This is a genomic window from Marinobacter sp. BSs20148 (assembly GCF_000283275.1).
GTDB lineage: Bacteria > Pseudomonadota > Gammaproteobacteria > Pseudomonadales > Oleiphilaceae > Marinobacter > Marinobacter psychrophilus.
Window position 1 is genome coordinate 553,597 of the sequence record NC_018268.1, and the last position, 21,799, is coordinate 575,395.

Here is a 21,799-nt window from a genome sequence, read left to right on the forward strand (position 1 = left end):
TATGGATATTACTGAACTGCTTGCCTTCTCGGCGAAACAGGGCGCGTCGGACTTGCACCTTTCTGCTGGCTTGCCGCCGATGATTCGTGTGGACGGCGATGTACGCCGGATCAACCTGCCGCCTTTGCCTCATAAGGAAGTGCATGGCCTGATTTATGACATCATGAATGATAAGCAGCGCAAAGATTACGAAGAGTTCCTGGAAACCGACTTCTCGTTTGAAGTGGCCGGGGTTGCCCGCTTCCGGGTTAACGCCTTTAACCAGAATCGCGGTTCCGGTGCGGTGTTCCGGACCATCCCGTCGAAAGTGCTGACCATGGAAGACCTGGGCATGGGCCAGGTGTTCAAGAACATTTGCGCGGTGCCACGGGGCTTGGTTCTGGTAACTGGGCCCACCGGTTCTGGCAAGTCGACCACGCTGGCGGCCATGGTAGACCACATCAACGACCACCGTTACGAACACATATTGACCATTGAAGATCCCATTGAGTTCGTGCACGAATCAAAAAAGTGCCTGGTTAACCAGCGCGAAGTGCACCGCGACACCCTAGGCTTTAATGAAGCACTGCGCTCGGCGCTGCGGGAAGACCCGGACATTATTCTGGTGGGCGAACTGCGAGACCTTGAAACGATTCGTCTGGCGCTGACTGCAGCTGAAACCGGCCACTTAGTATTTGGTACCCTGCACACCACCTCGGCGGCAAAAACCATTGACCGGGTGGTTGACGTGTTTCCGGCCCAGGAGAAATCCATGGTGCGGTCGATGTTGTCTGAATCCTTACAGGCGGTTATCTCGCAAACCCTGATGAAGAAAGTGGGCGGCGGGCGTATTGCTGCCCACGAAATTATGATTGGCACCTCGGCTATTCGCAATTTGATACGTGAAGACAAAATCGCGCAGATGTATTCGTCGATACAGACTGGCGGCTCGCTGGGTATGCAGACTCTGGACCAGTGTATGGAACGCCTGCTGCAAAAGGGTCTTATCTCACGCGAACAAGCGCGTTTGAAAGCAAAAATGCCCGATGCTTTTTAATCCGGACAGGATCTTCTCCAGCTGAGACAAAACGACTCAGGCGCGTGGGCGCATCCAAAAAAAGGTGATGAAAATGGAATTTGAAAAGCTACTGAGGCTGATGGTTGAGAAAGGCGGCTCGGACTTGTTCATTACCGCCGGCGTTGCGCCCAGTATGAAAGTGAACGGTAAGGTGTGGCCTGTCACAAAGACCGTCCTTACACCCGATATGACTCGCGAGTTTGTTTACGGCGCCATGAGCGACAAGCAACGCGCTGAGTTTGATGAAACCCACGAGTGCAACTTTGCCATCAGCGCCCGTGGCATTGGTCGCTTTCGGGTTAGTGCGTTTTTCCAGCGTAATCAGTGCGGTATGGTGCTGCGCCGCATTGAAGTAAAGATACCGGAAATTGACGATCTTTCACTGCCCAACATCGTTAAAGAGTTGGCTATGACCAAGCGCGGGCTGATCATGTTTGTCGGCGCCACCGGCACGGGAAAATCCACCTCGTTGGCTGCGATGATTGGCTTCCGCAACCACAACAGCCGCGGCCATATCATTTCTATTGAAGACCCGATTGAGTTTATACACCAACATCAGGGTTGCATTGTGACCCAGCGCGAAGTGGGCATAGACACCGACAGCTTTGAAGTGGCGCTGAAAAACACCCTGCGCCAGGCGCCAGATGTGATTTTGATTGGTGAGGTGCGAACCCGCCAGACCATGGAATATTCGGTACAGTTCGCCGAAACCGGGCACTTGTGCCTGGCGACTCTGCACGCCAACAACGCCAACCAGGCTCTGGACCGGATTATCCAGTTTTTTCCGCCCGAACAGCACGGCCAAATCTGGATGGACCTGTCGCTGAATCTGCGCGCCATTGTGGCGCAGCAACTGGTGCCCACGCCAGACGGCAAGGGCCGGAAAGCGGTTATTGAAGTGCTGATCAATACCCCGCTGGCGGCCGACCTGATTCGCAAGGGCCAGGTGCACAAGCTTAAAGATCTGATGGCCAAATCCAACGAAATGGGCATGCGCACTTTTGATCAGGCGCTGTATGAGCTGTATTCCGAAGGTTCAGTGACTTATGAAGATGCTCTGGCACATGCCGATTCCGCCAACGATTTGCGTTTGATGATAAAGCTTGGAACCGACGCCCAAGGGGCGGACAAGTTGTCGTCTTCGGTGGACAAGCTGACCATTCAGCACGATTAAAGCACTCATAAAAATGTGTTGAAGAATGTGTTATAAGCAATTGATGACAATTGCAATTGTGACGGCCGCAACCACCTGAGTATACTCCGGCCGTTCATAATCAGGAGTCATCAATAAAATGAAATCGACCCGTCTTGCCCTTGCTATCCGCCTGACCACTCTGGCTGTCATCGCAGCGCCCGCGACTGTCTTTGCCGGTGGTTTTTCCCTTAACGAGCAGAGCGCCAGCGCGATGGGCGTGGCGAATGCGGGTGCGGCAGCAAATCCGGAGAACGCATCTACGGCGTTTTTTAACCCGGCGGGCATGAGCCAGTTGAAAGGCACCAATATGTCATTTGGTGTGGCCGTTCTGGATATTGATGCTGAAGCTAAAAGAGGCAGCACTAGTGCGACGGACGCATTAGGCGATCCAGTTAAGGGCTCGGGCGGTGGCGATATTGCCGGCTTGGCCGTGCTGCCCAACTTTTTTATGACTCACGAAGTGAACGATTCTATCGATGTGGGTTTTGGTATCCATGCCCCTTACGGGTTGGCGGCGGACTACGATGACGATTTTTCTGGCCGCTACTTTGCCGACAAAACCGAGCTGACAGCGATTTCTTTTACCCCTACTATCGCTCTCAATAATGGCAAAGGTCTTTCAATGGGCCTGGGCATCAACATCATGTATGCCGAAGCTCGGCTGACAAAGTTCCAAGATATTAGAGCAGGGTTTGCAGCGCAAACTAGTGACGCCGAGGCTCCCATGCTGGCAGAAAACTACGAAGCGGCATACGGGGCGCCGTATTCTGATGTTAACGGCGATGATATTGCCTTTAACTTTCGCGTTGGCTTTTTGTATGAACTATCTGACCGTACTCAATTTGGCCTGACGGCACAAACCGGAACCGAGTTCGAGTTGAAAGGCGATGCCGAAATAAGTGGTTTTCCCGAGCTGCAACCGTCAGACGTATTTGTGCCGGTCACGAAGAAAGAAGGGGCCAGTGTGCCGCTGGCTATCCCGGAGAGCATTACCGTAGGTGTTCGCCATCAGCTGAACGATTCAGTGACCCTGCTTGCAGGCGCCACTTACGCGCGCTGGAGCCGGTTCGAAGGCCTTGACGTGTTCAGCACGGAAGGCGACGGTGGCCAGATATCTAAGGCTCTTAGGCGTACAGGTGATCAACCGCTCAGTCACGTGACTGAAAAATGGCAGAATACTTGGCAGTTCAACGTTGGTGGAATCTGGCAAGCTACGCCTGTATGGGCGTTCAAGGCGGGCTATGCGTGGGATGAATCGCCGGTTGACGAATTCGTAACCGCCCGCGTTCCTTCATCAGACCGTCATTGGTTAACATTGGGTACTCAGTGGAAAGACGCGCAAAGCGGCTGGACGGTGGACGCCGCCGTTGGCACGTTGTTATTCACAGACGATCCAAAGATTGACGAATTCGTTTATCAATATGACACCCCCAGTCAGAAAGATCCGGCCGCGCGAAATTCAAACTACAAAGGCGAATACGAACTCGACGCATGGAGTGCTTCGGTCCAAGTGAGCAAAGCCTTTTAACGACTGATTTCAAAAAAATAAAGGCAGACTGGCTTAACCTAGTACCTGTCCGCGGTAGATAATTTTTTTCTTCCGCGATAGGTCCGCTTCCTGGCCCGATCCCGTTATCCTGGCTACGTCTGTGTCATCGATAATGTCCATTCCTCGATAGATTTTTTTGGAGTGTTCCTCCGTTTTCATTCTCAGTTCCGGCACCTGGGCCAGCAGGCACTCCCAGGTATCGACTAACGTCTGGGAACTGCTTTTACCGGCATAGTCTGCTAGATGCTGCTCTAGGTGTTCTTCTGTCAGATGCAGTTGTACTCCAAATTCGGATCTAATTAGTCGGCGGCACTGATAAACAAGTTTTAGCAGGTTGCGGTCAAGTAACCAGCTGCGCTCACGGGTTAGAGATGTCATTTTCAGGTACCGTTATGGGTGTCACAACATGGGCGCCACCGGTGCGATGGTGAGCAGGCGACGATCGACTTGAAAAAGGCAGCGAATTTCGTGCCATTTCGGAGTCTGAGGCCAAGGCGGGGGGTTGAGTGGGGAAGAGCGGGGGTTTGTTCAGTTTTACGATGCAAATGCGCACGATTTCAGTGCGCGAGCGGCTGGTAATGCCCCAGGCTGGGTTGTCTATTGTAGCTCCCCCGGCCGGAGGAGCTTTCAGGGAAAAGCCCCTTTTGGAGGCTCGGTAGGTTTACGAGTTAGCGAGAAAGAGTGCTAGTGTGCCTGGTCCCAGTTATCACCCACGCCAGCCTCTACCAGCAAGGGCACAGCGAGTTCCGCAGCGCCCGACATGCGCTTGATCAGTCCTTCGCGCACCGCTTCTACCGCCTCTTCTTTTACTTCAATGATCAGTTCGTCGTGCACCTGCATGGTCATGCGGGCGCTGTCCGGGTATTCGGCCAGCAGCCAGCGCTCCACTTCAATCATCGCGAGCTTGATAATGTCGGCAGCGGTACCTTGCATGGGCGCGTTAATCGCGGTGCGCTCGGCTGCTTGCTGCAGTTGCTTGTTGCGGGTGTTGATCTCGGGCAGGTACAAGCGCCGGCCAAACAGAGTTTCCACGTAGCCGTCTTCATGGGCCTGTTTGCGAATCTTGTCCATGTATGTCAATACGCCGGGGTAACGCTCAAAGTAGCGGTCGATGTATTGCTGGGCTACTTTACGCTCGACATCCAGTTGCCGCGCCAGGCCAAACGCCGACATGCCGTAAATCAGTCCGAAGTTGATGGCTTTAGCGCTACGCCGCTGGTCGCTGTTCACTTCTTCCAGTGTTACCCCGAACACTTCCGCTGCGGTGGCTTTGTGAATGTCTTCGCCCTTGGCAAACGCGGTTAGCAGGCCTTTGTCTTCCGACAGGTGCGCCATAATGCGCAGTTCAATCTGGGAGTAGTCTGCTGCCAGCAGCTTGTAGCCTTTCTCGGCGACAAACGCCTGGCGAATGCGTCGGCCTTGCTCGCTGCGAATGGGTATGTTCTGCAGATTGGGCTCTGACGATGACAGGCGCCCGGTGGCCGTGACTGCTTGATGGTAAGACGTGTGCACGCGTCCGGTGCGGTGGTGGATCAGCTCTGGCAGGGTGTCTGTGTAGGTGGATTTGAGCTTGCTCAGGCTGCGGTGTTCCAGCAAAAGCCTTGGCAGTTCGTGGCGGTGGGCCAGTTCCTGCAGCACCGGTTCGGCCGTTGAGGGCGCACCTTTGGGCGTTTTTTTGAGAACTGGCAAACCCAACTTTTCATAAAAAATAACCTGCAGCTGTTTTGGCGAGCCAAGGTTGAAGGTCTCCCCGGCAGCTTCATACGCGGCTGTTTCCAGTTCGGCCATGCGTTCAGCCAGTTCCTGGCTGTGCTGGCGTAGGGTGCTGGCACTGATCAGCGTGCCCCTTTGCTCCATGCGCGACAGCACGGGTACCAAGGGCAAATCAATGTCTTCATACACCGACTGCAGCTTACCGGTGGCGGCTAGTTGTGGGCGTAGTGCCTGATGCAATCGAAGGGTAATGTCGGCGTCTTCGGCGGCGTAAGGGCCGGCTTTATCAAGCTCCAGCTGGTTGAACGTCAGCTGTTTGGCACCTTTACCTGCCAGGGATTCAAAAGTTGTGGTTTCCTCTCCCAGATAATGCAGAGCCAGGGCGTCCATATTGTGGCGTGAGGACACCGAGTTCAGCACGTAGGATTGCACCATTGTGTCTTCGGCAATGCCTTCCAGACAGATGTCGTGGTTGGCCAGCACGTTTTTGTCGTACTTCAGATTTTGCCCCACTTTTTTATGATCGGGGCTCTCCAGTAGCGGTTTCAGCTGGGCCAGTACCGTGTCGCGGTCCAGCTGTTCGGGCGCGCCCATGTAGTCGTGGCAAAAGGGCACATAGGCCGCTTCAAACGGTTGCACCGCAAACGACACGCCAACAACCTCTGCAGCCATATATTTCAGGCTGGTGGTTTCGGTGTCAAAGGCAAACAGCTCTGCGGCGTTCAGGCGCGCTACCCATTTATCCAGTTCTGCCTGGTCGGTAATAATGCTGTAGTGCTTGTCGCGGGACTGAGCGGGTTCAGGCGGGCTGCTTTGATGTGCGGCGCTCTGATTAGACGCGCTTTGATCTGACTCGCTTTGATCAGATGTAACTGGGTCAGCACCGGATTGCGCAGCGGCAGGGCCTTTGGTTTGGGCACCTAGGCTTTCAAGCTCGTTTATCCAGCTGCGCAATTCGTATTCGTGGAACAGCTCAAGCAGGGCGCTGTTGTTCTGCTCCCGTTCCTGAAGATCTTCCAGCCCGAACGCCAGTTCTACGTCCAGTTTGATGGTGGCCAGTGTCCGGCTCAGGGGTAGGGTTTCCCTGGCATCCCGAAGGTATTCCCCAACCTTGCCTTTGACCTTATCGGCGTTGGCCATCAGATTGTCAATGTCGTGGTATTCCTGCAGCCACTTTACCGCGGTTTTCGGGCCGCACTTGTTTACGCCGGGTATGTTATCGACTTTGTCGCCCACCAAGGCGAGGTAATCGATGATCTGTGCCGGTGTTACGCCGAACTTTTCTTCAACGCCGGCGGCGTCCATGTGGGTGTTGGTCATGGTATTGATCAGGGTCACGTGTGGGCTTACCAGCTGCGCCATGTCTTTATCTCCCGTGGACACCACGACATCTATGCCTTTGCTGGTGGCCTCGTGGGCCAGGGTGCCAATCACGTCATCGGCTTCCACGCCATCCACAATCAGCAGTGGCAGGCCCATGTGTCTGACAATCTGGTGAATGGGCTCAATTTGCAAAGCCAGGTCTTCAGGCATCGGCGGGCGGTTTGCTTTGTAATCTGCGTAAAGGTCGTTGCGGAAGGTTTTGCCCTTGGCATCGAACACCACCACAATTTTGGAGCCGGGGAAATCCAGATCTATCCGGCGTATCATGGCAATAACGCCCTTGATGGCCCCGGTTGGGTGGTTTTTGCTGGTCATGAGTGGAGGAAGTGCGTGGTAAGCGCGGAAAAGATAAGAGGAACCGTCTACAAGAACCACGGGTGGAGTGTGTTGTTCAGTCATAGCTGCCTGGGCCTGCAATCGTGTTGAAGCATGGGTTGCCTTGTGTAACCCTAATAGTAACAAATGCACCGTAAACAAATGGTCAAAAGGGTGTCACAAATATGAAAAGAATCATTTTACCACTCGTGTTGCTGGCCTGGCCGGTTGCGACTGTTATTGCTCAGGAAGCCGGCAATCTGGACGACACCGTTGTGGAAACACCAAAACAGCCGGTGATCATCTCGGATTATCAGCCGTCTAACGCTGGCACCCAGATTGTTATCCGCAGCGGCGAAAAAGAGGTGTATTACGAGTACCGGGTGAACGGCCAGGTGATGGAAATAAAGGTTGTGCCCGAGATAGGGCCGGAATACTACCTGGTGCCTGCCGACGGTGGCTGGGCCCGTGAAAGTGAATCCGGCATGCTGGTACCAAGCTGGGTGCTGTTCCGCTGGTAGTGATGAATGCGTTGTTAACCGGGCTGGCAGAATAATTCGTGAACGATGTTTGGTTTTAGTGTGAACACTCTAACTTTTCTCCTTAACCTACACCCATCGATCGAAAACACTTTTGATCAAAAAGCGCAGCACAGGAGAATTACCATGGGTGTACTCATCACTTATCAGCAACAGCTTCAGGATATGGTTAACAAGGGTATCGACGCCGCTGAAAAGCAGCAGAAGCGTTTGTCTGCCAAGCCTTTCGATATGGCTGAAAAACTGGAAGAAAGCGCTCGCACTCACAGCGTAAAATCCTTGCGTAAGAGCTACTACGGTTACAGTGAAAACGTCTTTGACCAACTGCGCGAATTGAACGGCATGGTTGGTGAGTTCACCTCTCAGCTGATTTCACGCGTTGAAAAGCAAGTCGCTGAAGGCGCTGATGTCGTAGAAGAAGGCGCAATCGATGTTGCTGCAACCGCAGAAGACGTAAAGACAGCGGTTGAGCCTACCAAACCGGCGCGCAAGAGCAGCCCTAAGAAAGCCAAAGCCGCTCCTGCAGCTGCTGCCAAGGCTGAAAAAGCCGAAGACAGCAAAGAAGTAAAAGCGAAAGAAGCTGAGCCGGCCAAACCCAGCGACGCGAAAACTGAAGACACAGCCGCTGTCTGATTGCGTTCAACGGCCCGTAAACTCACTAAGAGTGTGGGTTGGTTAAAATCGGCGAATGCCAATAAAAAAGGGAGACTGGTTTAGTCTTCCTTTTTTTCGTCGGTTAATTGTTGCAGCCGGCGAATATCTATTTCGTAAATTTCCTGTTGGGTCTGAATGTCTTGGGTCTGGGTTTTAATTTCCTGTTCAATATCCAGTATCTGCGTCTCCAACCGCCGCATTTTCTCCAGAGTCGCCTCGGGAATCTTTCGCCCGGAGCGTTCCAGATCGGCGGCGCGGCTCTGTTCAGCGTTCAACTGCCCGGATATGACGGTAATATTGCCTTTTTTCAGGCTGATCAGCCCTTCCAGCTCGCGAACTTTCCGGTTCATGGCGCTACGCGCCTGATCTGGGTGACTGAAGCGCTTCAGCAGCTTTCGGTCTTGTTCGCGTTGGAGCTCCAGGGCGTCTTGGCGTTGTTGCTCGGCACTGCGCTCGGCCAGTTCCTGTTCCGTAGGGGCGGGCGCAATAATGGTAACGACACGCCCATTGTTGTTAAGAATGTCATAGCCGCGTTGCGTTGCTTCCTGTGGAACGCTGCTGCCAATGACTACTTGGCCGTTTTCATCCGTATAACGGTACATGCCGGCGTGGACCGAAGTGGCACCGACGGCACTAGTGCCAATCAGGCTGAACATGAGGAGTGAAGCGGTCAGATGTTTTGCCATTCGTTAAACTCCGTAAGATTCCCGGTAGCGCGTCACCGCATCAGCGTGTTGGCCGAAAGCGGGGTTGCGGCTGATGTAGTCCAGTACCTGGTCGAGCCCGATAATGCTGACCACGGGTATGCCGAATTGCTGTTCTACTTCCTGGATGGCAGACAATTTGCCTTTGCCTTTTTCCTGGCGGTCCAGTGCGATCAATACCCCGGCCGGCTTGGCACCCGCCTGATGGATGATTTCAATTGCTTCGCGAATAGCGGTGCCGGCGGTAATGACATCATCTATAATCAGTACTCTACCGTTCAGTGGCGCACCGACGATGCTTCCGCCTTCACCGTGATCTTTCTTTTCCTTACGGTTAAAGGCAAAAGGTTTATTGTTACCCGCTTTTGCTAACGCCATAGCCGTTACGGTAGCCAACGGAATGCCCTTATAGGCGGGCCCGAAAATAATGTCATAATTCAGGGCACTGCGTTCAATGGCTGCTGCGTAGGCTTGACTTAACTGTAGAAGATCATTACCGGTATTGAACAGGCCCGCGTTAAAAAAGTAGGGGCTGATGCGACCGGATTTGAGTGTAAATTTGCCAAAACGCAGTACATTGCGCTGTATGGCGAACTCGATAAAATTTTTCTGGTAGTCATGCATAGCGCGGCTTCTAGGGCTGTTGGTCTTTAAAATCTGCTCAAAATCGGTATCATACACACAAACCGAATCAGGGAATACGTATGCGGGTAGTATCAATCAGCGTCAATGGTCTTGAACAGGCTGTTGGAAAAGGTTTTTTTGACTGGATAGCAGGGCAAGATGCCGACGTTATCTGCGTTCAGGACCATCGCATGCGCGCCTACGAGGTTGAAGACCGCCAGCTGGTGCCAGAAGGCTATGAAGCCTATTTTATTGACGGCGAAAACAATGAAGATGGCGGTGTTGGAATTTACACTCGTCACTTCCCTAAAGCCATCATGTATGGCTTTGCGAATGAGCAAGCTGACCGCGAAGGCCGGTTTATCCAAGCCGATTTCGACAAGGTCTCCGTTGCCAGCGTGCTGGCGCCCTGCGCCCTTGGTCTGGAAGACGACCCGATTGGTGGGGACGACCTGACCGTTCTGGATCGTAAAGACGATTTTATGGACGCGTTTGGCGTACACATGCAAAAAACCCTGCGTAAACGCCGGCAGTTTATTGTGTGTGCCAACCTGCAAAGCGCTCATCACGTCACCGATGCCAGTCCGCGCTATCACAAATTGGACGTATCCGGTTTTTTGCCTCACGAGCGGGCCTGGCTAGACCGTCTGTTCGAAGAAATGGGCAGCATTGATGCGTTCCGAGATATTAACAAACAAAGCAATCAGTTTACCTGGTGGCCGGAGTGGGCTGCAGGTTGGCGCAAGCAGTCGGGTATTAGGGTGGATTATCAGATTGCTACGCCGGGTATTCGCAAGACCATTCAAGATGGCTGGATTGACGACGACACGCGGTTTTCCGATCATGCGCCGGTAGTGATGGATTACGACATTGAAATTGGATTTTAGGTTGGCCTTGAACATGGGGGACGGATTTAAAACCCGCCCCCGGTTTGGGCCAAATCTCTGGCCCTCGACACCCTGAGTTTTGAGTTAGCCCTTGAGCGCTTCGTTTTGCAGCGCAAATAACGTTTCAATACCCTTTTTTGCCAGCACCAACATGCTGTCCAGTTCTTCCTGAACAAAAGGCGCGCCTTCTGCCGTGCCCTGGATTTCGATAAAGCCGCCTTTATCCGTCATCACCACGTTCATGTCAGTTTCCGCAACCGAATCCTCCGGGTAGTCCAGATCCACAACCGGTTTGCCTTTGAACACGCCGACGGATACCGCGGCAACCATCTGCTTCAGTGGCGATTTCTTCAGGCGCTTTTGTGCTACCAAGAAATTCAGCGCGTCTACCAGCGCTACGCAGCCACCGGTAATGGCGGCCGTGCGGGTGCCGCCGTCGGCTTGAATAACATCGCAGTCGATGGTGATGGTGTGCTCGCCCAGTGCTTTTAAGTCCACCGCAGCGCGCAGCGAACGGCCAATCAGGCGCTGAATTTCAACCGTGCGGCCACCTTGTTTGCCGCGGGCTGCTTCGCGCCCCATACGGCTATTGGTAGAGCGGGGCAGCATGCCGTACTCCGCGGTAATCCAGCCCTGACCTTCGCCGCGCAAAAACGGCGGCACCTTGTTTTCCACCGATGCCGTACAAATCACCTTGGTGTCGCCGAACTCGATCAGCACAGAGCCTTCGGCGTGACGGGTGTAGTTACGGGTAATGCGAATGTCTCTGGGTTGTTCGGGGGTTCTGCCACTGGGTCGCATATAAAAGATTCCTGATTGGTTAATGATCAGCGTGTCTGGGCCGCAGGCCCGCTGGTGTAAATGAATGGGCGAGAAGTATAGCACGGCCGTGCCGGCTTCCGATCCGCCAGACCCAAGCAGCGTGGCGCCGCCGCGGAATCCGCTTACTGCGGTTCGCTGCTCGGCGCTCTAGCCTGATAGACTCTGTAAAAGCCTGGCTGATCAGGCCGATAAAACGATGCCGGAGTTATCATGATTCGAAGTATGACTGCCTTTGCTCGCCAGGAAACTCGTGGCGACTGGGGTGTACTCACCTGCGAAATTCGCACCGTTAACCATCGCTACCTGGAGCCGTCATTCCGCTTGCCGGAGTGCCTGCGAGGGCTGGAAAACGATTTTCGCGAACAGCTGCGCAAACAATTGAAGCGCGGCAAGGTAGACGTCAGCCTTCGGCTGCACGCCAGCGACCAGGCCCAACACAGCTTCGCTATCGACGAGCCGCTAACCCAAGCGCTGAACGACGCGGCCAAACGTATTAGCCGGATTCTGGACAACCCTGCCCATATCAGTGCGCTGGACATATTGCGCTGGCCGGGTGTTATGGCAACGCCCGAGCAGGATTACACCGAGGCCAAAGCCTCCGCGGCCAGCCTGTTTGAGCAAACCGTAAACGAACTGGTGGTGGCACGAACACGTGAAGGCGAGCGCTTGCTGGCTATTTTGGAACAGCGTCTGGTCGCCATACACGCCCAAGTGGCTGACGTGCGTGAGCGCATGCCTCAGCTGCTTGAGGCTCAAGAGCAACAGCTGCGCGAGCGTTTTGAAAAAGCCAAAATAGAGCTCGATCCGGAACGCATAGCCCAGGAAATGGTGATGCTGGCGCAAAAAAGCGATGTTGCCGAAGAACTGGATCGGCTGGACGCCCACGTGGCCGAAGTACGCGATACCCTGGCCAGTGAAGACGCCGTCGGCCGACGCCTGGATTTCCTGATGCAGGAACTGAATCGCGAAGCCAATACCTTGAGCAGCAAAAGCATTGACGCCGGCCTGACCCGCGCCGCGGTGGACCTGAAAGTGTGGATTGAGCAGCTGCGCGAGCAGGTTCAGAATATAGAGTGATGTTCCTTTGGCTTGCGGTTAGCAATAAAGCATGAAGAAAGCTCGGTCTATGGCAGCGGAGAATGAGCGCATGGGTGCACTGGTTCAAGTTGGTGATAATTGTGGCACAGGTGATAGCCGGCACGTTTTTGAGGCCATTGCGGCAGACTTGCTGGAAAAAGGCTACAGCATCAAACCCAACGCTGTACCCACAAACCTGCTAGACGGGCTTTGGCAACAGCTGCGCAGTACGCCCAGCCATCAGTTTGATCCCGCGGGCGTAGGGCGGCAGCGAGCTCATATGGTCAACAATTTTATTCGAAGTGACACCATAAGCTGGATCGAGCGCGAAACGGTTGCGGGCGAGAATTGGCTGAACTGGGCGGTCGAGTTGCAGCAATATCTTAATCGCCGTTTGTTTCTCGGTTTATTCTCTTTTGAGAGTCATTTTTCGCACTATGCGCCGGGTGACTTTTATAAGAAGCACCTGGATGCTTTCAAAGGGCAGTCAAACCGGGTGTTGTCGGTGGTGTTGTACCTGAACCCGGACTGGATGCCGGACGATGGCGGCGAGTTGGCCCTTTATCATAACGATCATAGCCATCACGGCGAACGGAGTCAGAACGTGCTGAAAGTAACTCCCAGCATGGGCACCTTCGTGGCCTTCCTTAGTGAAGAGTTTCCCCACGAAGTCCTTCCTGCCAAGCGCGACCGCTACGCCATAGCCGGCTGGTTTCGCGTGAACACCACCAGCGCCGAGCGGGCAGATCCGCCGAATTAGAACGCTTTTGGTTCGCTTTTTAGCCGGTTTTACCCCGATTACGATTACGCCGGCAGCGTTCTGAACAATGCACTACTTGTTCCCAGCAGCTTTGCCACTTTTTACGCCAGTGGAACGGGCGTTCGCAGGTGGGGCAGGTTTTTTGCGGCAGAGGTTTTTTGGCGGTCATTAGCGTTTTCTTTGATGGAAGTTTTTACTGCCGGGGGCATTTACGTGGCGTTGTAATACCCGCTCGGCTTCCTGTTTTACGTCCGGCCTGCTGCGCCAATCCCACAAACGATCTCTGGCAGCAGCAGATGCCGGTGCGAGTTCGAACAGCGGTGCTGGGTAGTGGTCACCGATGTGCAGGCCGAACATCTGTTCTTCCATCGGCGTCAGTAGCCAAGGCTTATGCAATAAAGTGTCTGGCAGCTCTGCCAACTCCGGTACCCATTGACGAATAAATGTGCCCTTTGGGTCTTGCTCTTGCGATTGCAGTACCGGGTTATAAATCCGGATGGTGTTAATGCCCGTGACCCCAGCCTGCATCTGAAATTGCGAATAATGAATACCCGGTTCGTAATCCAGAAACAGCCGCGCCAAGTGATGTACGCCCCGCCGCCAGTCGATATTCAGTAAATGGCACAAAAAACTCACCAGCATGGCGCGCATGCGAAAGTTGATGTAGCCGGTAGCGTGCAGGCAGCGCATACAGGCATCGACCAGCGGGTAGCCGGTGCGGCCGTCTTGCCAGGCTGCCAGGTCGGCGTTTACGACATCATCTGTGCGGTAGGGGTAAGCCAGATAGCCACGATTTACGGGCCGCTGCTCCATGGCGCATTCGCTTTCAAATTTTTGAATGAAATGGCAGTGCCAGTGCAGGCGCGAGGCAAAAGCTCGCAGTGACCGGTCCCAGCCCGGGTTTTGTCGGTTGGCGCGATACGTCTGATAGGCCTGGCGCAGGCTGAGATTGCCAAAGGCCAAATAGGGTGAAAGCCGCGAACAATGGGTGCGACTTGCAATGGGGCTAGATACCGAACCACTGTAAAATCGGCCCCGAGCGTTGAAAAAGCTATCCATCCACTGGTTTGCGGCGAGCTCTCCGCCCGCTTGAAACTGCGAATCGGGGCGCTGCCATTCGTGGGGAGGCTGCCAGTCGGGCAGGGCTGTAGGGCGTATAACGCGAAGCTGCCGCAGGTTAGCATTTTGCTGCGGCGCGCCTATTACCTGCTGCCAGTGGCGGTCCCAGTCATCGCGGTTAAACGCTCCCCGAATCACCGCGTTGGTGGCGAATTCCTGCCAGTGCGCGCCCTGCTGCTGGCACCAGTGTGTTATCTTTTGGTCGCGTTCAAAGGTGCTGGCATCGCCGGTTTCTTCATGGCTGAACAGGGTGTGAATACGGTGATGTTGTTGCAGTTGTTCCAGCGCCTCAACGCATTCGCCGTGTACCAGCGTAACGCCGGCCTCACAACCAGCGCGTTTGAGCTGGTTGTTCATATCGCTGATCGACTCAATGATAAAGCGCCAATGGCGCAGGCTAAGGTGCGGGTTCTGCCGCTGTGACGGCTCCACTACGTACAGCAGTAATATTGGCAGCCCCGATTGGCAGGCCACGTGCAGAGGTGAGTGGTCTGTCAGCCTAAGGTCGCGTTTGAACCAGACCACGTTGATCGGTGCTTGCTGAGGTGTCATATCGTGCGTGTTCCGCATACTTTGGATGTAATGCTCACATTAAAATGATGTGGAGTAATGCCATGCAATCCCGAAGTTATTTTACGTCGCGTTGCGTCAGTCGGGTTGCTGATACGTTCTTGGTATTTTTTACCGAAGGCGGCATTATTTCGCAGCAACCGAAAAGATAAGCCGATAGTAGGGTGTTTATAACCTGTTTTTTTGCCGTGGTTCACATAAGGAAAGGCTCAGAGGATGTTACACACCGTAAGCGACACTTTGCCCACCTATGCCGATGTTGTCGATCTGGCCCGCTATCCAATACACCGGCTGGACAGTGACGAAGGCCGGGCATTAATAAATAGCGGTCGTCGTGCGCTGGCGCAAGACGGCTGTTGCACCTTACCGGGCTTTTTACAACCGACTGCGGTTGCCGAAATGGTGCAGCTTGCAAATCGCCTTGAGCGCAGCGCTTGGGTCAGCAACAATCGTCACAACGTGTACTTTGAGCCGTTTGATAACAGCGTCGAGCCGGGTCACCCGTTGGCCCATCAGGAGTGCTCTGCCAAACACGGCATTGCTTACGATCAGATTCCAGACCAGGCGCCATTGCGCCGGTTGTACGAGTCAGACGATCTGACGCGCTTTATCGCTGCGGTGCTGGAAAAGTCGGTGTTGTTCCGCAGCGCCGACCCCTTGGACGCGCTACAGATTACCCGCTTCCACCCCGGTGAAGAGTTGGGTTGGCACTTTGATCGCAGCGAATTCTCCGTCACGGTTATGTATCAGCGCGCCGAAGAAGGCGGAGATTTTGAGTACGTGCCGGCGTTGCGCACCAAACAAGACGAGCGACACGACGATGTGAAAAAAGTGTTGCAGGGCGATCGCAGCCGAATAACAGTGCAGTCCGCTGCGCCGGGTACTTTGGCGTTTTTTCAAGGCAACTGCGCCATGCATCGGGTTACCTTGGTGAAGGGTAGCTTGCCACGTATTAACTCGGTGCTGACCTACGGCGAGCACGAAAACATGCGCCTGAACGACCTGACGTCACAGCTGTTCTGCGGCCGAACGTCGCCGGCGTCTGCCGAGTTGTAAAAGCCAGCGATGCGCGGTGAAACTGAGGTGACTCGATTGTGCCAGTAGCAGCAGTTGGGGTGCGCTGGGGTGCGGTGCCGGGTCAAAGGCCGTATAATTTTGGTTTAACGGTTCTGCTGACGGGCCGCCATTTCAGACTGGGAGTTATTTGCATGAGTCATGCCGGAGAGCAGGGCACCCTGTTTATTATTTCTGCCCCCTCCGGGGCCGGTAAAACCAGCCTTGTGGCGCAAATGCTGAAGCACGATGAAAAACTTGGGGTGTCGGTATCACACGCGACCCGCGCGATGCGCAGCGGTGAGCAGGATGGCGTGAACTATCATTTTGTCAGCCGCAGCGAGTTCGAGCTTATGATTGGTCGCGGCGATTTCCTGGAACACGCAGACGTGTTCGGAAACTACTACGGTACGTCGCAGGTGTGGGTGCGCCAGACTCTGGCGGCGGGCAGTGATGTTGTGTTGGAAATTGACTGGCAGGGAGCCCAACAGGTTCGACGTTTGCAGCCAGATTGTGTGAGTGTTTTTATTGTGCCGCCGTCTGCCGAAACACTGCGGCAGCGCCTGATTGGCCGTGGCACCGACAGCGTGGACGTGGTTGAGCGGCGTTTGGCAGAGGCTGAAGATGAGTGTAGCCACGCCGTCGAGTTTGATTATCTTGTTGTTAATGACGATTTCGACCATGCCCTGGCGGATTTGCTAGCCATTGTTCGCGGTCAGCGTTTGCGTATGAACGTGCAACAGCAGCGCCATGCTGCGCTTTTGGCCGGGCTTTGCAATCATCGCGGGCTGCACGGGTAAGGGCTTTTACGGTATACAAATTGATCGCCTAGCAGTACACTGGCTGGTCTGCAAAATTAGTCATTCTACTTGTCGGGGAAATCATGGCACGAGTTACCGTTGAAGATTGTCTTGAACACGTTGATAACCGCTTTCAGCTGGTGATGCTGGCTACTAAGCGCGCTCGCCAGATTGCCACCAAAGGTGCAGAACCCATGGTGCCGCCAGAAAACGACAAGCCGACTGTTATCGCGCTGCGTGAAATCGCTGCGGGTTTGGTCAGCCGTTCGTTGCTGACCGAAGACTTAGAAGAGTAGTAATAGGGCATTGAAATCTGTCCACACGGTTTTATAGTGTCACTATAGCAGCGCGCTTTAAGGACTATGGAAGGACCCGAATGCATGCATTCGGGTTTTTTTGTTTCCGGGGATCATAAATAAGTGAGGGCACGGTGTCATCAGAAGCAGCGGTAGACATGTTAACCAGAGAGCTGAGCAGCTATCTGGACACCAATCGCATCAATCAGGTGCGCCGAGCGTATTATTTTGCGGAACAGGCCCATGAAGGGCAAATGCGCAAGAGTGGTGACCGTTACATAAGCCATCCCTTGGCCGTCGCCCGCATTCTTGCTGAAATGCGGCTGGATCATCAAAGCCTGATGGCCGCCATGCTGCACGATGTGATTGAAGACACCGGCATACCCAAAGATGCGCTCGCTGACCAGTTCGGTGAGGATGTTGCTGAGCTGGTGGATGGTGTCAGTAAGCTGACGCAGATTGAATTTCGCACCCGCGCCGAAGCCCAGGCCGAAAATTTCCAGAAAATGACGCTGGCCATGGCCCGCGACATTCGCGTGATTTTGGTAAAGCTGGCGGACCGCCTGCACAACATGCGCACCTTGGGCCCTATGCCCTATGAAAAGCGCAAACGCATCGCGACTGAAACATTGGACATTTACGCACCCATCGCCAATCGCTTGGGCATGCATAGCATTTCGACGGAGCTGGAAGACCTCGGGTTCTCGACGATGTATCCCATGCGTTCGAAGTTCATTTCCAAAGCGGTGACCAAGCTGCGCGGCAGCCATCGGGAAATCATTGATGAAATTCGTGGCCGCCTGCACGAAAAGCTGGAAGAGCGGGGCATGCCCGGCCGGATTTTAGGGCGCGAAAAACACTTGAACAGCATTTACAACAAGATGAAGTTCAAGCAGAAATCATTCCGTGAAATCATGGACGTATATGCGTTTCGCATCATTACCGACAACGAAGACGATTGTTATCGAATCCTGGGTGCCGTGCACAGCTTGTATAAGCCCATGCCCGGGCGTTTCAAAGACTATATTGCCATGCCCAAGGTGAACGGCTATCAGTCGCTGCACACCACCTTGTTTGGTATGCACGTGAATATCGAAGTTCAGATTCGCACGGAAGAAATGGAGAACATTGCCAACAACGGTATTGCCGCTCATTGGCTGTACAAGAATGAGCCGTCTAACGGCACTAGCGTAAACCAGGCCCGGGTGGACCGCTGGGTGAAAGGCCTGATGGAAATGCGCGAGCGCGCTGATGATTCGCTAGAGTTTATTGAAAGCGTTAAAGAAGACCTGTTTCCTGACGAAATTTACGTGTTTACGCCGCGCGGAAAAATCATGGAACTGCCCGGCGGTGCCACGCCGGTGGATTTTGCCTATGCCATCCATACCGATATTGGCAACGCCACTGTGGCTTGCCGTATCAACCGTAACCTGGGCTCGCTAAGCCAGCCTCTGCAAAGCGGGCAAACGGTGGAAATCATTACCGCGCCCGGCGCCAGGCCAAATTCGGCCTGGCTCAATTTTGTGGTAACCGGCAAGGCTCGTGGCAGTATTCGTCATGTGGTTAAAAGCGATAAGCATGCCGAGTCTCTGGAACTGGGGCATACGCTGCTTAAGCGGTCTCTGAAGGGCTTTAAAACGCGTATGGGTGACATTACGGATGCTCAGAAACAGCGGGTTGTGGCTCACAATCAGGTTAACAGCTTCGAGGATCTAATTAGCGAAATTGGCCTGGGCAACCGCATGGCGTTTCTGGTGGCGCGCCAGTTGGTGGTGGGTGCACCCGAGGCAGAGAGTGATGCCCCGGCGGCTAGCGCGATTGAAGAGAGTGGGCGCCAGGGCCCGGTAACCATTTGCGGCTCAGACGGCTTGCTGCTGAAATTTGCCAGTTGCTGCAAGCCCATTCCCGGTGACCCGATTGTGGGCATCATGGATTCGGGTAATGGCATGGTGATTCACTCGGATACCTGCTCACATCTGCCAGACGACGAGCAGGGCAGGGCCATGCTGACCGATCTGAAATGGGCCAAGGATATTACCGATCAGTTTTCAGTAGAGTTGCGGGTGGAAATGGAGCGGCAGCGTGGCATTATTGCGGAGATGGCCAGCGCAGTAGCGATGGCCGACGGCAATATTGAACGCATTAACGTGGAAGATCAAAATGCCCGTTTTGGCGTTGTCAGCCTAGTGGTACACGTGACCGGCCGGCACCATCTGGCGCGGGTAATGCGACGGGTACGCAATATCCGGGCGGTTACCCACATCAGCCGGGTTCGCTACTAAAGGCACCTAGGTCTCTGCTATCGTAGGTTTGTCAGATTTGACACCCGGCGTTGTGGCGGGTGAGGATTTTTATTTATTAACAACAGGGATATAAATAACCATGACCAACAAATCGATTATTGAAACTGAAAATGCACCGCAAGCAATCGGGCCTTATTCTCAGGCCGTAAAGGCTGGTGACACCGTGTACATTTCTGGTCAGATTCCGCTGGTGCCAGAAACCATGGAACTGGTACAAGGCGATTTTGCGGCAAACACCCGTCAGGTATTCGACAACCTGAAGGCGGTTTGTGTGGCATCCGGTGGCTCATTGCAGGACATCGTCAAGTTGAACATTTATATGATCGATCTGGCCAATTTTGCGGTTGTGAACGAAATCATGGCCACCTACTTTCAAAAGCCTTACCCGGCTCGCGCAGCGATGGCCGTTGCTGCGCTGCCAAAAGACGTACCCATCGAAATGGAAGCGGTGATGGTGCTGACCTAAGCGCCCTTGCGCTGATCGATCAGTTCACGGTATCCGGCGCGGAAGTCCGGATACCGGAATTCAAATCCGGTTTTCAACAGACGCCGGTTACTGCACAGTTTGCTGCCCACCCGGCTACCATCGCGAGCGTCCTCTGCCGGCTCTTCGCAATCGGTATGTTCGCGAACCCATTGCACCACTTGATCCAGCCGTATCGGCTCGCAGTCGCTGGCCAGATAGCAGGTCTGCAGGGAATCACCAGACGCCGCCATGGCGCTTAAATGCATCATAGCCCGAACAGCATCTTGCTCGTGAATGCGGTTGCTGTAATTAGAGTGGGCCGGTGGGTTCAGTCGCCCATCAATCACTGCTTGTAGAAAACTCTGGCGCGACGGGCCATAAAGGCCGCTGAACCGGACCACTGTGGCGGCTATACAACTGGCCAACGCGGTCTGCTCTCCCAGTAACACCTGCTGGCCGCTGAAGCTGCTCGGCTGCGTAGGGCTTCTTTCATCCACCCAACCGTCATCGTTTTGCCCGTAAACCCCGGTGCTGCTTATAAAGAACAGTCGGTTTGGTGTCTGGCCCTGTAATTCCCATAGCAGATTCTCCAGGCCTTTTACATAGGCTGCGTGGTAGCCCTGCTCGGTATAATCCGACGGTGTCAGGCAATAAATAACCTGATCTAGCCGTGGCGGGAGCTTGTCACTCAGGGTTTCCGGCAGGGTCAAATCTGCGGTTATCGGCGTAACACCTTGGGGTAGTTGATCCGTTCTGCGGCGCAGACCAAACACCTCGGCCCCGGATTGCAGCAGCAGGGTGGCAATGGCGCCCCCCAGATTGCCGCACCCTGCCAGCAAAATTCGTTGGTTTTTCAGGCTTTCAGCGATTGCCATAGACAATATCAATCCTTATGCTTTAAACCATAGATAAATCAGACACCGAACGCTGTTCAGCACCGGAGCCCGCCATGACTCTTACCGAGTTACGATACGTTGTTACGCTTGCCCGTGAAAGGCATTTTGGCCGCGCCGCGGAGCGCTGTCACGTTAGTCAGCCCACCCTTAGTGTGGCGGTACGAAAGCTTGAAGAAGAGTTGGGTATCCCATTGTTTGAGCGCAGTAAAAGCAACATTCGGGTCACCGAAAGCGGGCTGCGCATTGTTGAGCAGGCGCAGCGGGTGCTGGACCAGGTGGGTGTGATTAAAGACCTGGCGCAGGATGGCAAAAACCAGCTTAGCTCTCCGCTAAAGGTCGGAGCCATTTACACCATAGGTCCCTACCTGTTTCCGCATTTACTGCCGGAGCTGCGGCGAGCGGCGCCAGATATGTCGTTGTATATAGAAGAAAACTACACCGCGAGTCTGCGCCAGAAACTGCGCCATTCAGAATTGGACGCCATTATTGTGGCGCTGCCGTTCGAGGAAGCCGAAGTGGTTACCCTGCCGCTTTATGACGAACCCTTTGTGGTGCTACTGCCGGCAGATCATCCGCTGACCGCCTGCGATGAAATTACCGCGGAGCAGTTGGCGCAAGAGCAGCTTCTGCTGTTGGGGCCTGGGCACTGCTTTCGCGACCAAGTGCTGGAGTCCTTCCCGCTTTTGGTTGCAACCGTTACCCGGCGCAGGGAAGGAAATGGCCCCACGCTGGTGACCGAAGGCAGCTCGCTGGAAACCATTCGCCATATGGTAGCCTCGGGCCTGGGTGTGACCGTTTTGCCGCTGTCAGCGGCCACCGGCATGCACTATCACGAAGGCGTGCTGGCGGTTCGGCCGTTTGCGGCGCCCGTGCCATTTCGGACCGTAGCTCTGGCTTGGAGGGTGACTTTCCCGCGGCCCAAAGCGATTGACGTGCTGTCGCTGGCGGCGAGCCAGTGCCGGGTTGTGGCAAAGGCCAGTGCCGCCAAACCAGCAGCGGCTAAGGGCTAGGCCGGCG

The 21,799-nt window shown here is 54.4% G+C and carries 22 protein-coding genes; 14 read left to right on the top strand and 8 right to left on the bottom strand.

The genetic code is table 11. The features are described 5' to 3' along the window. Nucleotide 1: 1 nt before the first annotated feature. The 3 genes from MRBBS_RS02445 to MRBBS_RS02455 all read left to right on the top strand — a co-directional run bounded on the left by MRBBS_RS02445 (nucleotide 2) and on the right by MRBBS_RS02455 (nucleotide 3,780). The gene (locus MRBBS_RS02445; RefSeq protein ID WP_041635037.1) at nucleotides 2–1,036 is read left to right on the top strand and encodes a type IV pilus twitching motility protein PilT; all 1,035 of its coding nucleotides are present in this window, start codon (nucleotides 2–4) and stop codon (nucleotides 1,034–1,036) included. Between the two features lie 73 nt (nucleotides 1,037–1,109). After that, complete coding sequence (locus tag MRBBS_RS02450; protein WP_014869853.1) at nucleotides 1,110–2,231, top strand: PilT/PilU family type 4a pilus ATPase; 1,122 nt, start codon at nucleotides 1,110–1,112, stop codon at nucleotides 2,229–2,231. Nucleotides 2,232–2,349: 118 nt separating this feature from the next. Next, nucleotides 2,350–3,780, top strand: a complete 1,431-nt coding sequence (locus MRBBS_RS02455; RefSeq protein ID WP_014869854.1) for an OmpP1/FadL family transporter — start codon at nucleotides 2,350–2,352, stop codon at nucleotides 3,778–3,780. Between the two features lie 33 nt (nucleotides 3,781–3,813). Here MRBBS_RS02455 and MRBBS_RS02460 read toward each other — a convergent pair whose 3' ends face one another. Together MRBBS_RS02460 and polA are read right to left on the bottom strand one after the other, a co-directional pair. After that, nucleotides 3,814–4,179, bottom strand: a complete 366-nt coding sequence (locus MRBBS_RS02460) for a hypothetical protein (protein ID WP_041635038.1) — start codon at nucleotides 4,177–4,179, stop codon at nucleotides 3,814–3,816. Nucleotides 4,180–4,485: 306 nt separating this feature from the next. After that, entirely contained in the window at nucleotides 4,486–7,296 is a 2,811-nt protein-coding gene (polA, locus tag MRBBS_RS02465; protein WP_014869856.1) for a DNA polymerase I, read from the bottom strand. A 101-nt stretch (nucleotides 7,297–7,397) separates the two neighbouring features. On the opposite strand from polA, the gene MRBBS_RS02470 reads away from it, so the two are divergent. Further along, the gene (locus tag MRBBS_RS02470; RefSeq protein ID WP_014869857.1) at nucleotides 7,398–7,733 is read left to right on the top strand and encodes a DUF2782 domain-containing protein; all 336 of its coding nucleotides are present in this window, start codon (nucleotides 7,398–7,400) and stop codon (nucleotides 7,731–7,733) included. Nucleotides 7,734–7,877: 144 nt separating this feature from the next. Beyond that, nucleotides 7,878–8,384, top strand: a complete 507-nt coding sequence (locus MRBBS_RS02475) for a hypothetical protein (RefSeq protein WP_014869858.1) — start codon at nucleotides 7,878–7,880, stop codon at nucleotides 8,382–8,384. Nucleotides 8,385–8,464: 80 nt separating this feature from the next. Here MRBBS_RS02475 and MRBBS_RS02480 read toward each other — a convergent pair whose 3' ends face one another. Together MRBBS_RS02480 and pyrE are read right to left on the bottom strand one after the other, a co-directional pair. Then, nucleotides 8,465–9,091 (bottom strand): DUF4124 domain-containing protein, encoded by a 627-nt coding sequence (locus MRBBS_RS02480; RefSeq protein WP_014869859.1) that lies wholly within the window; start codon nucleotides 9,089–9,091, stop codon nucleotides 8,465–8,467. Between the two features lie 3 nt (nucleotides 9,092–9,094). Next, the gene (gene pyrE / locus MRBBS_RS02485) at nucleotides 9,095–9,733 is read right to left on the bottom strand and encodes an orotate phosphoribosyltransferase (RefSeq protein WP_014869860.1); all 639 of its coding nucleotides are present in this window, start codon (nucleotides 9,731–9,733) and stop codon (nucleotides 9,095–9,097) included. Between the two features lie 80 nt (nucleotides 9,734–9,813). Between pyrE and MRBBS_RS02490 the strand changes: the two genes are divergently transcribed. Further along, nucleotides 9,814–10,620: an exodeoxyribonuclease III gene (locus tag MRBBS_RS02490; RefSeq protein ID WP_014869861.1), complete on the top strand. Its 807-nt coding sequence runs from the start codon at nucleotides 9,814–9,816 to the stop codon at nucleotides 10,618–10,620. 84 nt (nucleotides 10,621–10,704) lie between these two features. On the opposite strand, the gene rph is transcribed toward MRBBS_RS02490, so the two are convergent. Then, the gene (gene rph / locus MRBBS_RS02495) at nucleotides 10,705–11,421 is read right to left on the bottom strand and encodes a ribonuclease PH (RefSeq protein WP_014869862.1); all 717 of its coding nucleotides are present in this window, start codon (nucleotides 11,419–11,421) and stop codon (nucleotides 10,705–10,707) included. 231 nt (nucleotides 11,422–11,652) lie between these two features. Here rph and MRBBS_RS02500 point away from each other — a divergent pair, with 231 nt between their 5' ends. Together MRBBS_RS02500 and MRBBS_RS02505 are read left to right on the top strand one after the other, a co-directional pair. After that, nucleotides 11,653–12,519: a YicC/YloC family endoribonuclease gene (locus MRBBS_RS02500; RefSeq protein WP_014869863.1), complete on the top strand. Its 867-nt coding sequence runs from the start codon at nucleotides 11,653–11,655 to the stop codon at nucleotides 12,517–12,519. Nucleotides 12,520–12,568: 49 nt separating this feature from the next. Further along, nucleotides 12,569–13,279 (top strand): 2OG-Fe(II) oxygenase, encoded by a 711-nt coding sequence (locus MRBBS_RS02505; RefSeq protein WP_014869864.1) that lies wholly within the window; start codon nucleotides 12,569–12,571, stop codon nucleotides 13,277–13,279. Between the two features lie 19 nt (nucleotides 13,280–13,298). Here the strand turns inward: MRBBS_RS02505 and MRBBS_RS18795 are convergent, their stop codons facing one another. Both MRBBS_RS18795 and MRBBS_RS02510 read right to left on the bottom strand, forming a co-directional pair. Further along, nucleotides 13,299–13,448, bottom strand: a complete 150-nt coding sequence (locus tag MRBBS_RS18795; RefSeq protein ID WP_014869865.1) for a DUF2256 domain-containing protein — start codon at nucleotides 13,446–13,448, stop codon at nucleotides 13,299–13,301. Continuing rightward, nucleotides 13,448–14,950: a cryptochrome/deoxyribodipyrimidine photo-lyase family protein gene (locus MRBBS_RS02510; protein WP_014869866.1), complete on the bottom strand. Its 1,503-nt coding sequence runs from the start codon at nucleotides 14,948–14,950 to the stop codon at nucleotides 13,448–13,450. The genes MRBBS_RS18795 and MRBBS_RS02510 overlap by 1 nt, the downstream gene beginning before the upstream one ends. A 234-nt stretch (nucleotides 14,951–15,184) precedes the next feature. On the opposite strand from MRBBS_RS02510, the gene MRBBS_RS02515 reads away from it, so the two are divergent. The 5 genes from MRBBS_RS02515 (at nucleotide 15,185) to MRBBS_RS02535 (ending at nucleotide 19,886) form a co-directional block, all read left to right on the top strand. Next, nucleotides 15,185–16,024, top strand: coding sequence for a hypothetical protein (locus MRBBS_RS02515; protein ID WP_014869868.1), 840 nt, complete (start codon nucleotides 15,185–15,187; stop codon nucleotides 16,022–16,024). A 152-nt stretch (nucleotides 16,025–16,176) separates the two neighbouring features. Then, nucleotides 16,177–16,821, top strand: coding sequence for a guanylate kinase (gmk, locus tag MRBBS_RS02520; protein ID WP_014869869.1), 645 nt, complete (start codon nucleotides 16,177–16,179; stop codon nucleotides 16,819–16,821). 83 nt (nucleotides 16,822–16,904) lie between these two features. Next, nucleotides 16,905–17,117 (top strand): DNA-directed RNA polymerase subunit omega, encoded by a 213-nt coding sequence (gene rpoZ, locus MRBBS_RS02525; RefSeq protein ID WP_014869870.1) that lies wholly within the window; start codon nucleotides 16,905–16,907, stop codon nucleotides 17,115–17,117. A gap of 158 nt (nucleotides 17,118–17,275) precedes the next feature. Continuing rightward, nucleotides 17,276–19,399 (top strand): RelA/SpoT family protein, encoded by a 2,124-nt coding sequence (locus MRBBS_RS02530; RefSeq protein WP_014869871.1) that lies wholly within the window; start codon nucleotides 17,276–17,278, stop codon nucleotides 19,397–19,399. A 100-nt stretch (nucleotides 19,400–19,499) separates the two neighbouring features. Next, on the top strand, nucleotides 19,500–19,886 hold the full coding sequence (locus MRBBS_RS02535) for a Rid family detoxifying hydrolase (RefSeq protein WP_041635039.1): 387 nt from the start codon (nucleotides 19,500–19,502) through the stop codon (nucleotides 19,884–19,886). Here the strand turns inward: MRBBS_RS02535 and MRBBS_RS02540 are convergent. Continuing rightward, nucleotides 19,883–20,761, bottom strand: a complete 879-nt coding sequence (locus tag MRBBS_RS02540) for an NAD-dependent epimerase/dehydratase family protein (protein WP_014869872.1) — start codon at nucleotides 20,759–20,761, stop codon at nucleotides 19,883–19,885. The two genes, MRBBS_RS02535 and MRBBS_RS02540, sit on opposite strands and share 4 nt — an antisense overlap. Before the next feature lie 74 nt (nucleotides 20,762–20,835). Here MRBBS_RS02540 and MRBBS_RS02545 point away from each other — a divergent pair, with 74 nt between their 5' ends. Then, nucleotides 20,836–21,792 carry a hydrogen peroxide-inducible genes activator gene (locus MRBBS_RS02545; RefSeq protein WP_014869873.1) on the top strand — a complete coding sequence of 319 codons (957 nt, stop codon included), beginning with the start codon at nucleotides 20,836–20,838 and terminating at the stop codon, nucleotides 21,790–21,792. Nucleotides 21,793–21,799: the final 7 nt, after the last annotated feature.